Annotated in this window: 11 protein-coding genes and 1 pseudogene; 8 read left to right on the top strand and 4 right to left on the bottom strand. The window is 43.0% G+C overall.

The genetic code is table 11. The features are described from left to right. The first annotated feature begins 27 nt into the window (after positions 1–27). The 5 genes from FQ082_RS09100 to FQ082_RS09080 all read left to right on the top strand — a co-directional run bounded on the left by FQ082_RS09100 (position 28) and on the right by FQ082_RS09080 (position 5042). Entirely contained in the window at positions 28–2079 is a 2052-nt protein-coding gene (locus FQ082_RS09100; protein ID WP_262498196.1) for a D-alanyl-D-alanine carboxypeptidase/D-alanyl-D-alanine-endopeptidase, read from the top strand. Between the two features lie 39 nt (positions 2080–2118). Beyond that, positions 2119–2634 carry an ABZJ_00895 family protein gene (locus tag FQ082_RS09095; protein WP_149492858.1) on the top strand — a complete coding sequence of 172 codons (516 nt, stop codon included), beginning with the start codon at positions 2119–2121 and terminating at the stop codon, positions 2632–2634. 122 nt (positions 2635–2756) lie between these two features. Further along, positions 2757–3296: a DUF421 domain-containing protein gene (locus FQ082_RS09090; RefSeq protein WP_149492857.1), complete on the top strand. Its 540-nt coding sequence runs from the start codon at positions 2757–2759 to the stop codon at positions 3294–3296. Positions 3297–3546: 250 nt separating this feature from the next. Further along, on the top strand, positions 3547–4035 hold the full coding sequence (gene rlmH / locus FQ082_RS09085) for a 23S rRNA (pseudouridine(1915)-N(3))-methyltransferase RlmH (protein ID WP_020442765.1): 489 nt from the start codon (positions 3547–3549) through the stop codon (positions 4033–4035). A gap of 92 nt (positions 4036–4127) precedes the next feature. Next, positions 4128–5042: a DODA-type extradiol aromatic ring-opening family dioxygenase gene (locus tag FQ082_RS09080; RefSeq protein ID WP_149492856.1), complete on the top strand. Its 915-nt coding sequence runs from the start codon at positions 4128–4130 to the stop codon at positions 5040–5042. Between the two features lie 42 nt (positions 5043–5084). On the opposite strand, the gene FQ082_RS09075 is transcribed toward FQ082_RS09080, so the two are convergent. Beyond that, positions 5085–6578, bottom strand: a complete 1494-nt coding sequence (locus tag FQ082_RS09075) for an amidase (RefSeq protein ID WP_149492855.1) — start codon at positions 6576–6578, stop codon at positions 5085–5087. Positions 6579–6862: 284 nt separating this feature from the next. After that, on the bottom strand, positions 6863–10156 hold the full coding sequence (locus FQ082_RS09070) for a DNA translocase FtsK 4TM domain-containing protein (protein WP_149492854.1): 3294 nt from the start codon (positions 10154–10156) through the stop codon (positions 6863–6865). A gap of 724 nt (positions 10157–10880) precedes the next feature. Here FQ082_RS09070 and trxB point away from each other — a divergent pair. The 3 genes from trxB (at position 10881) to FQ082_RS09055 (ending at position 13315) form a co-directional block, all read left to right on the top strand. Continuing rightward, positions 10881–11903, top strand: a complete 1023-nt coding sequence (gene trxB / locus FQ082_RS09065; RefSeq protein WP_011512797.1) for a thioredoxin-disulfide reductase — start codon at positions 10881–10883, stop codon at positions 11901–11903. Beyond that, complete coding sequence (gene aat / locus FQ082_RS09060; protein ID WP_149492853.1) at positions 11904–12728, top strand: leucyl/phenylalanyl-tRNA--protein transferase; 825 nt, start codon at positions 11904–11906, stop codon at positions 12726–12728. 152 nt (positions 12729–12880) lie between these two features. Further along, a complete protein-coding gene (locus tag FQ082_RS09055; protein WP_149492852.1) occupies positions 12881–13315 on the top strand; it encodes a MerR family transcriptional regulator in 435 nt (144 codons plus the stop codon). 85 nt (positions 13316–13400) lie between these two features. Here FQ082_RS09055 and rimI read toward each other — a convergent pair whose 3' ends face one another. Both rimI and tuf read right to left on the bottom strand, forming a co-directional pair. Next, a complete protein-coding gene (rimI, locus tag FQ082_RS09050) occupies positions 13401–13877 on the bottom strand; it encodes a ribosomal protein S18-alanine N-acetyltransferase (protein ID WP_149492851.1) in 477 nt (158 codons plus the stop codon). 162 nt (positions 13878–14039) lie between these two features. Continuing rightward, positions 14040–14164: pseudogene (gene tuf / locus FQ082_RS09045) on the bottom strand (elongation factor Tu); the annotation flags it as partial.

Raw genomic sequence — 14164 nt, 5'->3', positions numbered from 1 at the left:
TTTTTGCCACCTGATGATAGGCTGCTCATGCGCTCCTTAGTAAAACCAACCCTACTTAGAACTCATAACTCTTCTATACGCACAACAGCCATTAGCCAATATTTGCAAACGCCGAAGAATATCGGTCAACGTTTATCTTTATTGGCATTAGTTGTCGCTCCTACCTTAGTGCCATTACAGCTGCACGCTGCCTTACCGCAAGAGATTGAAACGGCATTAGCGCGAGCCCATTTAAGCGCAGCAGACATCAGTATTGTCATTACGCCAGTGGGTGACAAAAACGCCAGCCGCTTGCCCTCTGCCGTTCAGGTTATCGACAGTAAAAAGGCGGTCAATCAATTGCAGCCTGCAAGCTCAGACGAGATAAATACTGATACCAACAACAGCAAGCAAAAACTGGTGCAAAACAAGCGAAACCCTAAGCCGCTAGCCAATTACCAAAGCGCGTTAGTAACCATCGAAAAGCAAACCATCAGACAGCACGACAGACAATTACACGCTTATACCGATGATCCTTATACCCATCAAAGCTTGATGAGTACTCCGTCATTACTGCCAGAAAACGTATTAAACACTGTTAATTATTCTTCCAGTCATAACGACAATATCAATGCTAATGGCGCAGATAATAATAACAGCGACAATAAAAAATCTGACAGTGAGACCTCAATAAAAATATCGTTTTCGCCATTACTCAATCATCAGCCTGACATAGCACGTACGCCCGCCAGCACGATGAAACTCGTTCCTAGCTTTATTGCCTTAGATATCTTAGGCGCTGACTTTGTCTGGCATACGCGCGTTTATCATACTGGTATTATCATTGGTGATACATTGCTTGGTGATTTGATAATTCAAGGCAGTGGCGACCCAAAAATGACCCATGAGCGCTTACAACAATTGCTCTATAAAGTGAAAGCAGCAGGTATCCGTCATATTGATGGCGATATCATTGTAGATAGCGGCATTTTTAACCACGTCAGTAAAGATCCTGCGGCATTTGATAACGCGCCTTTACGTCCTTATAACGCCAGTCCCGATGGTTTTTTGGTCAATTTCAGTACTATTGGTATCCAAAGCTATCCATTAGATAATGCCCAAGCACAACTGACTTATATGCCTCAGCTGGCAGATTATAAGTTGCCAAATAAGATAAATATACGCTCTTCTGCCTGTGGTCAAGCACGTTATAGCCTAGCACCGCAGTGGCAAAAAACTCAGCTGACCTTTGAGACTTCTTTACCCGATAACTGCGGCAACCATGCTTTTTATGTCGCTTATCCTGATGCCAAAGATTTTGCGGCTCGCGTGATCAAAGCCAAATGGCAAGCACTGGGTAATACGCTAACGGGCAACGTTGTCACTCAAGAAACACCATATAAGAATAAGAAATCCATATCAGCGCGCGGTTTGGCAGCTCTACCAATGTCGCCTTTACCAATTGTTAGTTATCCTTCTTTAAACTTAACGCAGCAAATCTATGATATCAATCATTTCTCTAATAATGTGATGACTGAACAAGTGGCGCTATCAATAGGTGCTTATCATAAACCCAAAGATAAAACCGTTAATCCAACCATTAATAAAAACGTCGATAAAGCTATTAATAGTCAGCACAGCTTATATCAATTTGGTAAGCCTGCGACAACGAGCTACCCTGCTGCCTTACAAACCATCAACGAATGGTGGCAAACGCATCTAAGCACACCACCGCCACATCTGACCAATGGTTCTGGGTTATGCCGTGATTGTACCATCAGCGCTGCTAATCTAAGCGAGCTGCTGACTTATGCTTACGCTCACCCAAGCTTTAATGCTTATGTAAACTCGTTAGGTATCGCTGGAGTCAGTGGCACCATTTTGACACATAGCGAGCGTTTACCAGAATCAAACGCCATTGGTCGAGCTTGGATAAAAACGGGCACTTTAAACAATGTCACTTCGATGGCAGGCTATGTCAAAGGCTTATCAGGACAGGATTATGTGGTAGTGGGACTGATCAATAATGAGCAAGCGCTAAATACTTATACAGCAAGAACGGTACTGGACGCCATGCTAGATTGGACAGCGCAGCATTAATTTTTTACGCCAAATTATTTACTTTATAAAGGACATTTTATGTCACGTAAGCCCGCGTCACTTAGCAAACCTATCACCCCATCAGGACGTAAAGGATCACACTTAAATACAACTGCCACTCAACCCAAATTGATGCTCTATATTGGGTTTTTTGCCGTTGGCTATATGCTTGCCAGCGCTGTATTTATGATGATTCAAACCAAGCTTGCTCTCAATGCGCAATTGGTCACTGTGCTGTCTATTATCTTGGGCGCTTATATTGCCGTGCATAAGTTTATCAAGCACCAACAGCGTGCACTAGATAGAGACGAGATCAACCGCTTAATGTTTGGCGGCGTGATCGTGGTTTGGCTACTCACTATGGTTTACTTTTTGGGGATATGGGTATTTCTATTCGATTCCATCAGCCGTGAAGTGCTGCTTGAGATGAGCATGCAGCAGCCTTTACCGCTAATTTCTGCATTGATCATGATATTGGTGCTGAGTTTGGTGAGTGCACGTATCAGCATTTGGGCAATTAACCGCCTGCTTGATCCCAATCGCAAGGGCGCTTAATTGCTTACTTCCAGCAATTGAACGTTATAAACAAGCAACTACAAAGTTTTTGCCCTATTCATCTCTAAATTCCGTTACGCTGTATTTACGCTGATGAACTTTGATGAATAGGAGATAAGACCATGGAAATGATTTTTTTTGACAATGTTGATAAGCTTGGACGTATTATTCTGACCACGGTCGTGGTCTACGTTTTGATTGTTACGTTTACTAAAATTTCAGGCAAACGCTCAACCTCTCAGCTAAATAATTTTGACTGGATTGTCACAGTGATGATTGGGTCATTAAGTGCCAGTACGATTTTACTCAAAGACATTCCGATTATCGAAGGTATGGCGGCTATTCTTTCACTGTATTTATTACAATTTTTGGTCACCAAATACGCCTCTGTTTCGCCGCAATTTAGCAGCTTTATTTTGTCTGAGCCACGCATTGTCTTTTACCAAGGACAGTTTTTGCCCGATGCCATGCGTGATGAGCGTTTGACCCGCCAAGAAATTGAATGTGCTATGCGCTCTGAGGGTATTCATAATTTTGATGAGGTTGAAGCGGTGGTTTTTGAGTCGGATGCCAAACTCACCATTATTCCAAAACCGAGTACTTCTAATGATGATCCAGAAGCGGAAGACACAGTCTCAGAGACCATTGCTCCACTTATGTAATACAGTTGATAAAATTTTTACTAAAAACTTAATCGGCTCTAAAAAGGATAGAGCAGCATGACTCTTTTCTTTGTCTTACTCTATCCTTTTTAGGCGGCTGTTGGACTATTAGTAAGTAAGTAAGTGGGCTTTGAAAGCATTAAAATCATACAGAATAATTATTTATCAAATACGTCTTGAGCAAAGAATCTAGTATTTAACAGGTTTTCTTATTACATTTATTTAACCCCTTCTTAAAATGGCAGCTGTTATGAAAGTAAGAATTTTGACCGTAGGTAATAAAATGCCCAAGTGGGTACAAACTGGTTTTGACGAGTATCATAAGCGTATTCAGCCTATGCTCACTACCGAAGTCGTTGAAATTGCGGCGGCAAAACGTGCTAAGAATCCATCGGATGCTAATTTAGCTCAATACCGTGAGCAAGAAGGACAGGCGATCTTAGCCGCTCATGCTACAGCAGGACGTGAGCAATTGTGGGTACTTGATGTCAAGGGTAAGATGCTATCGACCGAAAATTTGGCAGATAAATTATCTGATGGTATGCAGCAAGGCGATGATATTGCCTTGGTCATCGGTGGTGCTGACGGGGTATCGCCCGAAGTGTTAGCGAAAGCTGATGTAAAATGGTCGTTATCAGCGCTTACGCTACCGCATCCTTTAGTGCGCGTTGTCCTCATGGAGCAGCTATATCGCGCGATGAGTATCAATCATAACCACCCTTATCACCGTGGTAATTAAAGTAGCAATAGAAAACTATCCCGTAGGAAAACATCATCAATCACAGTGACACAACAGATTGAAAAATGGACGCGCGCCCTAATAAATGCCACATGAGACATCCTAAACCTGCAACACCCAATGCCCACAGTATCAATCCGCAACGCGATGATAATCGCGACGATTTGCATAGCCCACTGATACCGACGCCAATTACAGCAGCGGCGGCTTGGACAGATACGCCTATCATATCGAGCGCGGCAAAGCGCCCTAAGTTACCGGCGCTGTTTATATCGCATGGTGCACCGACGCTGGCTATCGAGCAATCTGCTACGACGAGCGCGCTAGCTCGTATAGGACAAAACTTACCCAAACCTCGTGCCATCGTCATTATGTCCGCGCATTGGCAGTCAGCGAAACTTGAGATCAGCAGCAATCCTGAGCCAAAAACGTGGCATGATTTTTCAGGTTTTACTCCAGAGCTATATGAGCTGCAATATCCTGCTGCTGGTCATCCAGCACTTGCTGAGACCTTGGCGCAGCAACTGAGTGCCCGTGGTATTGTTTGTAGGGTCAATCCCTTACGTGTCAGTGATCATGGGGTATGGGCGCCACTTTTACACCTGTATCCACAGGCTGATATTCCTATCGTACAAGTATCCTTGCCACAGTATTATGACAGTATCGCCTGCTATCAATTGGGCGCGCAACTGGCACGGCTGCGTGATGAGCAAATTCTGATTATTGGTTCAGGGAATATCACCCACAATTTGCAAGCGCTACGCTGGCAAGCAGACAGTATTGATCAAACCGCAAAAGATTTTAAAGTTTGGCTACTACAACAGCTCAAAACCGACATCCCAAGCGCCTTAGACTGGCAGCAATATCCTGACTATAAAGATATCCATCCAAGTGATGAGCATTTACTGCCGCTATTTTTTGCCTTAGGTACCGGTCAACGTGTCTCAGTCGTGCATCAAAGTATGGCGCATCATAGCTTAGGCATGGATATCTATCGCTTTGATTAAAGGCTCTCAATCAAAGCGTCAGATATATGCGGGTATACCACACTACTTTTCAAAAGCAAGTTTAGTAAATAAACCTGCACGCTCCATTTCGCCTGCTACACTCAATAACGTCGTCTCATCATTCATACGCCCAATCAATTGCATACCAATCGGCAGACCTTTTTTACTCATACCGACAGGCAACGACATGGCTGGCAAGCCTGTAATATTACCCAATAAGGTAAAACCCATCTTCCCAAGCACTGGCGAGCTTAACTTTTCAATCATGCCTGAGCTAAAAGCGTATTTGCCCATATCCATGCCTTTATTTAGCAAACCAGCACTGCGCATCAGCATTTCGTCCATGCGACTTGGTGGTAATACGCCATGTTTTACTGCTGGTGTTGGAACGGTTGGGCACAAAATCATATCGTAGGTCTCTAGCAGAAGACCGGTTTGATATTGGCTATCATGCCAGCCATGCTTGGCGTGCGCCAAATCAACAGCCGATAATGAACGTCCTAACATTGCCATGTTATACGTTTGCGGTTCAAGATTTTGTATATGCTGCGCACCATAGCAACGCTCAATATTATCAATAGTAAACGCAGTATGCGCGCAAACAACGACTAAAAAGTTATGCCAGAATTGTTCAATATTAATATTAGGTTCAGCCGGTATTACGCGGTGACCCATGGCTTCTAGCTGCTTAGCAGTCTTCTCTAATACGGTAAGCACTTCCTTATCGACCACAGTATTGGCAACCAACGGCTGTTGATGCAAGGCGATGGTTAATTGCCTTGGAGCACGCATTGCCGCTTCTAAGAAAGTACCTTTAGGCGGTGCTATGACATAAGGTGCCCCAATCTCAGCACCACTAGTCGCATCAAGCATCGCGGCACTATCACGCACGCTACGTGTAATTACATGATCGGCTACTGCTCCTTCCCAGCCTTCACCAAATAAGGGACCCATTGGGTTACGTCCACGACTGGGTTTGAGTCCAAACGTACCACACCACGCGGCAGGAAAGCGTATCGAGCCGCCACCATCACCCGCGCCTGCCATCGGTACGATACCGCTTGCCACTGCCGCCGCACTACCACCCGATGAGCCCCCAGAGCTATAGCCTTTTTTAAAAGGATTATGTGTCACGCCATGCGCTTTTGGCTCAGTGGTGATAATCAAGCCAAATTCTGGGGTATTGGTCTTACCAAAAGTGTTCACACCCGTAGCTTTCATACGCTTGACGATTTCGCTATCGCTTTTTGAGATGATATTGACGCTACGACTGCCCATCGTAATCGGCTCATCAGTGAAGCTAAATGACAAATCTTTTAACAAATAAGGGACGCCGTTAAATACACCAGCTGGCAGTCCCGCCTGCGCTGCAGCATAAGCGCGCTCGTCAAAACGATGAATGATAGCATTCAATTTAGGATTGAGCTGATTGGCTTGATAGACTGCTGCATCCAGCAACTCTTTGGTACTGACTTCCCCAGCATTGACCAATGCCGCGAGTGCTAATGCATCGTATTGGGTATATTCTTTAAACATAACCGACCTTCCTTGGAGAATAATCAAATTAAAATTTTGAAAAGATTAATATGTATCCGATTTATAGACAGCATCCAGTTTAGTATAAAACCTTACTGTTTATAATGAATAAACAAACTCATTAGTCATTTACGGTATTTAGAATCCTATTTGATAGGGGCAATTGATAGCCTGAAAATAATACTCCTAAAACCTTTTACTACATAAAATTCCTTAATATCTTCAATAAAAAAGACGAGTTACTTTCGTAAATCGTCTTTTTACCATCCAGTCAAACATAAGCTCTACATTAGTAGCTCACGTTTACCACTCTTACCCATTGAACTGACCAGTCCAGCCTCTTCCATCGAGTCAACAATACGTGCGGCGCGGTTATAGCCAATGCTAAATTTACGCTGAATACTAGAAGCGGAAACTTTACGAGTCTCCATAATAAAACCAACGGCTTCGTTGTAAAGGTCATCATCTTCACCAGAGGCATTGGCAGCACTACTGCCACCGCTAGGACTAGACAATTCAAAATTGCCTGCCATATTGTCGATATAATCAGGCGCACCGCGCTCACGCCATGCATCACAGACGCTATTGACCTCTTCATCGCTGACATAAGCGCCATGGACACGATCAGGTTCAATTTGCCCAGGCCCTAAGAACAGCATATCGCCATTACCAAGCATATCTTCTGCGCCACCACTATCCAAAATAGTCCGTGAATCGACTTTTGAGTTGACTCGTAACGCTGCTCGTACCGGAATATTGGCTTTAATCAAACCAGTAATCACATCAACTGAAGGACGCTGAGTCGCAAGGATTAAATGAATCCCTGCTGCCCGCGATTTTTGCGCCAAGCGTGTAATTAACTCTTCTGCCTGCTTACCGACCTGCATAATCATATCGGCAAATTCGTCGGCAACGATGACAATCATCGGTAAGGTTTTTAGCTTTGGTGCTTGGCTAATACTTACACTGTCATTGGGTCGCCATAATGGGTCAAGCATTGGATTGCCTGATTTTTCAGCAGCGATCACTTTTTTGTTAAACTCATTTAGTTTACGCACCTTTAGCAAGCTCATAAGCTGATAACGACGTTCCATCTCTGCGACGCACCATGACAAGGCACTTGCCGCCTCAGTCATATCGGTAACGACTGGGGTCAGCAAATGCGGAATATCATTATAGTTGGCAAGCTCAAGCTGCTTAGGATCGATAAGAATCATTCGCAGCTCGTTCGGCGTATATTTTAGCAGCATCGATAGTAACATCGCGTTGACCAAGACTGATTTACCAGAACCTGTCGTACCAGCGACCAACATATGCGGCGCTCGTGCAAGATCAGTAATAATAGCTTTACCGCCAATATCTTTACCCATCGCCATACTGATTTGCGCTTTAGGATCTTTAAATTTTTCGGTATCCAATAGTTCAATTAAGCGTACCATTTCGCGCTGTTTGTTGGGCACTTCAATGCCAATGTACGGCTTGCCAGGAATAACCTCAACCACACGTAAAGATGCCATTGATAATGAGCGTGCCAAATCGCGTGAAATTCCCGTAACTTTACTGGCTTTTATCCCAGGCGCTAGGTCTACTTCAAAGCGAGTGACGACAGGTCCTGGAATCGCATTAACAACATTTGCTTTGACATTGAACTCTTGTAATTTGATTTCCAGTAGCTCTGATAACTGCTCAAGCTCAGCAAGTGTATAGCTTGGCTGACGATTGGGGTCTGGCTTATCTAAGATCGACATCTCTGGAATCGGCGACAGACTACTACGATAGGCAGCCGTTTGCATTGAGCGTGATTTTTGACTGAATGCAATATCATCACTAATATGAGGCATAACGGGAGCATCAATCTCGTCAGTGCTATCATAAACATTGTCGTCTTCTGGCATCATATCCGTAATATGATTGCTACTATCACCTTCTGGGACTGCAAAACTCATAGTTGGTTTAGTTACTATGGCTGACTCGATACTTGATATGGTAGCCGTACTCTCTGCTATTGGTGGTGCTTTTGGATTTGCAGGCGGGGTATTGGTCGGTGTCATATCTATTATTTCTGATGTATTCTCTACATCAGCATCAGCATCAGAAAAAGACTCCAAATCGTTCAACAAGTCATTTGCAGCATTATTAGGAATGTCGTCAGTAGTGTCGTTTGGTGAGATAGTAGTTTGCTGCTGAACAGGTGCAGCTGCAGTTTCTGTTAATGTCTCTATGGCAGATAATTCTTGTTCATGGCTAAAATCAGTCGCTTCCGGCACTGCCGCATGTTCTGCCAACCATGCATCCACTAAGCTATTGACGCTAGGCGCTGATTCAGGAATATCTGGCTGCGTAGTTGACATGTTCGGTGCATAATCATTTAACGAATGTGCTGCTTGTTGCTGAGTCTCCTCTTGAGTAATATCAAGAACTGGGCTAGCAGAAGAAATGTCAGTATTTAAGCTGTCAACAGAAGCAGCAGCTGATGCCTCTGAATATGGAGCATTTACGACATCATAAGGTATCGTATCTTGCTCATTTTCTATCTGGTTTGCTAATAAATCAGCGACAGTATTTGCATCGTTCCATGCAAAACTTGGCTCAACCTTTCTGATAGGCATTGGCGTAACATTGGTAGCAGGTACTGATGTTTTATTTAGATTAAAAGCACTATTGCTAGTCGTTGTGGCGGCTGCAGTTTGCAGCTGCTCTTCTCGTTTGGTACTTTCACTGGCGACTTGCGCTGCGGCTGCCATAGAAGCTTTTACACTGGCACCCAATCCTGAAGACGATAAAAAGTCTGTCAATGCGCTATTAAAACGACCACTTCTATTGTCTTGCTGTTTATTTTTAGCCTGTTCATCCACTTGCAACTCAAGAGGCAATTGCTCATATTCTGGAGTATCAGTCTTACTTATTGCTGTATCAAGACCTTGTTTATCGGCAGCACTAGTAGCATTGTCTTCTTGTGTTATTTGACTAACATCAAGGCTGCTATCAAGGTTTTTGACACCTGACCCAAACCAAGACAAAGTTTTGAATTTTTCGTAAATACTTAACCAATGAATATTAAAGGCAAAGGTGGTCGTAATAGCGACAAACACTGCCAAAAACGTCACACTCCCCCACTGCGACAATAGCTGTGCTAGCCTCGCTTGTAGCTCAAGACCAATAATACCGCCAGCAACGCCTTTGAGCCCTGACGACATCGGATCTGCTACCTGCTGCACCAATGCGATCATCTGGGCAAATAAGGCACTGCTGCTCAATATTAAAAACACGTAAGCAACCAAGCGTAATAACCAAAACGTCGGTTTATTGTCCCACCAAATCAGTACTGACTCATAAACCAGAAACGCCAGTAACCACCACGCACCAAAACCAAAGAAGCTATACAGCAAATCTGAGAGCCATGCGCCCATCTCGCCGCCCATATTATTAATGGTCGTCATATCACTACTGATGTGCGACCAGCTAGGATCATTACCGGTATAAGTCATCAAAATCACGAACAAATAAACCGCGAGGAGTAATCCCAGTAGGGTAAATATGCCCTTTTTTAAGTAATCAATAATTGGTGCTGATATCACGTAAGATCTGCCTTGTTGTTAATACTCGTCATGAATACTCAATAGTCGTCAAACCATGATTAAGCTTAATCATGCTGACATAAATTCCTGATAGAAACTGCTGTAATAGGTTACGACTGATGTGGCGTAATAACACAAAAACTTTATCTAAAATACTACGGCAAAATATTGACCGCATTGCTGTTTTTGTTTTGTGCGCGGCATACAACTTCTTATAATAACAAATACATAGCTGCCATGGCGACCGTGTTATCAATAAAGCGCATAAGAAAATCAATCCAGTAGTGATTTAGCCAAAAATGCAGCTAGTAAAAAATGATGCCTGTTCTTTTTGCATTAGAATCTAACCAAAATATATTAAAGCTCTACGTTACTGATGATGTAAATTTTTTATAGCCTCTGTCTGCGTAGGTACAGCAAGCAAGACAAAGTAATACCAGCAGTACGTGATGTTTATATATCACTTTTCACTGACTATATTTGAATATGGGCTCATTTTTGGTACTAAAATTTCAAGCTTCAGATACTTTAGTTCTAATGATACCCATATTTGTTTTAGCAAACTTGCACTTTTTGCTCTTAGCCCTTATGTTATTATCACATAGCAACGATAATAACCAGATACGTCGTCATTTTTACGCTTATCTTTTATAATACTTATAATATCTACTTATTATTTTAACGTTGAACCTTTTCACATTTATTGCTCTAGCAAGGAAATCTTATGGCAACTGATAATACTGCTCCACGCCACGAAAAACTCATTATTTTAGGTTCAGGTCCTGCTGGTTATTCTGCCGCTGTGTATGCAGCACGCGCCAACTTAAAGCCTGTTATGGTCACCGGTATGGAAGTCGGCGGACAGCTCACGACGACGACCGAAGTCGATAACTGGCCGGGTGATGCACATGATTTGACTGGTCCTGCATTGATGGAGCGTATGAAAGCCCATGCCGAACGCTTTGGTACTGAACTGGTTTATGACCATGTCAATGCTGTGAATTTAAATGTGCGTCCTTTTGAGCTGACCGGTAATAACGGCAATTACACCTGTGATGCTCTTATTATCTCAACCGGCGCATCAGCACAGTATCTAGGTCTAGAGTCAGAAACCAAATTCCGTGGTCTTGGCGTTTCTGCTTGTGCAACTTGTGATGGCTTCTTTTATAAAGACCAAAAAGTGGCGGTTATCGGTGGTGGTAACACGGCCGTTGAAGAAGCGCTGTATTTATCAAATATCGCCGCTGAAGTCACTTTAGTCCATCGTCGTGATAGCTTACGCTCAGAAAAAATCCTACAAGATAAACTATTTGAAAAAGCCAAAAATGGTAATGTCAAAATCGAGTGGAACCACAGCGTAAAAGAAGTGGTTGGTGATGATATGGGCGTTAATGGCGTGGTCATTGAATCTATGATTGATGGCAGCACCAAGCAACTGGACGTGTTTGGTATGTTTGTTGCCATTGGTCATAAGCCGAATACTGACTTATTTAAAGGTCAGTTAGAGATGAAAGACGGTTATCTGATCGTCAACAGCGGTCTCAATGGTAACGCTACCCAAACCAGTATCGAAGGTGTTTTTGCCGCAGGTGACGTCGCAGATCACGTCTATCGTCAAGCGATCACCTCGGCAGGTACGGGCTGTATGGCAGCACTTGATGCTGAAAAGTACCTAGATGCAATAGGCGAAACGGTCGCTCAAGATCATACTTATGCTTCAACGTTGACAGCTGACAAAGAAGCGTAAATGAGCGATTTTGTTAATGATAGTCGCATAACGCCTGAGGCTTTTGTTCAACATATCAAAAGTCTTGGGCGTTATGACTTTCCAGAGCCAGCGATAGTAGATCCTGAAGGTATGGGTATTGTGGCTATCGGGGGAGATTTAGCTCCTGAGACGCTGATTTCTGCTTACGCACAGGGTCTATTTCCTTGGTTTAATGACGGTGAGCCAATTGCTTGGTGGTGCCCTGAACCCAGATGTGTGATGCAGCCGACAGACTATCAGCCCAGTAAATCGCTACGTAAGCAAGCAAACCGTAGTCGTTGGCAGTTGACGCTGAATCAAGCTTTTGATGAGGTCATACACGCTTGTAGTTTACCGCGTAGTAATAGCGTTGATAACGATCTTAATGAAAGTCAGCCTGAAGGCGAACATACTTGGATTCATGATGAGATGATTGAAGCCTATAGCGAGCTACATGCTCAAGGCTTTGCGCATAGTATTGAAGTTTGGGATGATAAAGGCGCGCTCGTTGGTGGTTTATATGGCTTAAAAATAGGTGGTATTTATTTTGGTGAATCGATGTTCCATATCGCTTCTAATGCATCAAAGCTAGCATTTTGGGGCTTGATGCGCTTATGTGAGCAAAGCAATGTTAATCTTGTCGACTGTCAACTCCCTAACGATCATCTCACGAGTTTAGGTGCTATCACCTTGTCACGTCCTGAGTTTTTGACTCAACTAGATATATTAATATCTAATAGTTCAGATAATTGGCACAAAAATTCGCATAATCCTCTGGCGGTATCGCTGCTAGGGAGTTTGCAACCTTGGCAATTAAACCTCTAGTTTATTACTTTATTTTAAAATCTAAAGTTGATCTGGCTAATCGATAGTTAAAATAGCGCGACTCGATTGAGCACGTATGATTATTACTGTTACGTTTAATCGGCAATGTTTTCATAAATCAGTAACTTACTTATCACGATCATGAGTACATTATGGCACCTGATACCTCTTTTTTATTAATAGGTAAGCTGGCAACCAAAGCCAACACCACCAAAGATACAGTTCGTCACTATGATCAATTGGGGCTGCTGAAGTCTCGTAAGCGTCAGGCAGGTTCGCGGCTATATACTGAGTTTCATCCAGAATGTGTTGAACGTATCGAATTAATTAAAAGCGCGCAAGCAATTGGCTTTACTCTGACTGAAATCAAAGACAGCCTCAATGATTATTACGATGGGCAGCTCGATATTGACTTACAGCTGAACATTACCCAGCAAAAACTGATTCAAATCAGAAAACAACAAACGACCATCAGTTTGATGATAGAAATGTTGACCGAACGCATTGATATTCTTGAGCATATGAAGGCTGATAGTGATTATAAACTCGACATTGATGTGTGTAAAAAGACACTGCCTTTATCCTGATAAGGAAACCTCGATACCACACTGCATTTATTATTTGTTATTGTTTTAAATCTCAAATAATAAAAGCTGCTAATATTTTTTAAGATTAATTATAAATACGCTGCATGATTAGCGCGTCGACTGCCGGTTGATGCGCTGCTTGATAGTAGCTTTTACGTGTATGAATCACAGTAAATCCTTGCTGCTCATATAACGCGATCGCAGCAGTATTGTCTGCTCGCACTTCTAATAAAAGACTCTCTACTTGATTGGCCTCTAACGCCTCATCTAGTCTAATAAAAACTCGTGATGCTATACCTTGTCGCTGATAATCAGGATGAGTGCCAATGCGTAAAATCTCTGCTTGCTCAAACAATAATTGGTATAAGCAGTAGCCAATCAATTCGTTTGCAGAATTATCAGTAACAACCATCAGACTGATACTATCCTGTTCGAGCAGGTCACCTATTGCTTGAGATGTCCAAGGGTCTTGTAGCTGAACCATGACTTCAATAGTAGCAACTGCTTCGACCATTTCTTTACGCTTATCTGGTTCATCTAATAGCATCTTTATATCGAACATCAGTGCCTCTTTATTTGCTGGCTTTAATATCAGTTATATTATCGTTGATTGTCGACACTGTCATTCTATTAGCAAACCATACCCAAAAAAAGCCACCCTCTTTCGAGGATGGCTTTTGACTAATGATTAACGAAGATCAGATTACTCTGACAGCATTAAGTATTAGTTCAATACGTTAGCAACAACACCAGCGCCTACCGTACGGCCGCCTTCACGAATTGCAAAGCGAAGACCTTTGTCCATAGCGATTGGGTGGATAAGCTCTACGCCCATCTCAACGTTATCAC

It is taken from the genome of Psychrobacter sp. ANT_H56B (genome assembly GCF_008369245.1).
GTDB classification, from domain to species: Bacteria; Pseudomonadota; Gammaproteobacteria; order Pseudomonadales; family Moraxellaceae; genus Psychrobacter; species Psychrobacter cryohalolentis.
Note: the sequence above shows the minus strand (reverse complement) of the source record. Positions and strands in the feature narration are given on the sequence as shown.

Excerpts from the sequence above, each read along its gene's own strand:
- trxB (WP_011512797.1), top strand. The coding sequence starts at position 10,881 with ATGGCAACTGATAATACTGCTCCACGCCACGAAAAACTCATTATTTTA.
- FQ082_RS09100 (WP_262498196.1), top strand. The coding sequence starts at position 28 with ATGCGCTCCTTAGTAAAACCAACCCTACTTAGAACTCATAACTCTTCT.
- rlmH (WP_020442765.1), top strand. The coding sequence starts at position 3,547 with ATGAAAGTAAGAATTTTGACCGTAGGTAATAAAATGCCCAAGTGGGTA.
- FQ082_RS09075 (WP_149492855.1), bottom strand. The coding sequence starts at position 6,578 with ATGTTTAAAGAATATACCCAATACGATGCATTAGCACTCGCGGCATTG.
- FQ082_RS09080 (WP_149492856.1), top strand. The coding sequence starts at position 4,128 with ATGAGACATCCTAAACCTGCAACACCCAATGCCCACAGTATCAATCCG.
- rimI (WP_149492851.1), bottom strand. The coding sequence starts at position 13,877 with ATGTTCGATATAAAGATGCTATTAGATGAACCAGATAAGCGTAAAGAA.
- FQ082_RS09095 (WP_149492858.1), top strand. The coding sequence starts at position 2,119 with ATGTCACGTAAGCCCGCGTCACTTAGCAAACCTATCACCCCATCAGGA.
- FQ082_RS09090 (WP_149492857.1), top strand. The coding sequence starts at position 2,757 with ATGGAAATGATTTTTTTTGACAATGTTGATAAGCTTGGACGTATTATT.
- FQ082_RS09055 (WP_149492852.1), top strand. The coding sequence starts at position 12,881 with ATGGCACCTGATACCTCTTTTTTATTAATAGGTAAGCTGGCAACCAAA.
- aat (WP_149492853.1), top strand. The coding sequence starts at position 11,904 with ATGAGCGATTTTGTTAATGATAGTCGCATAACGCCTGAGGCTTTTGTT.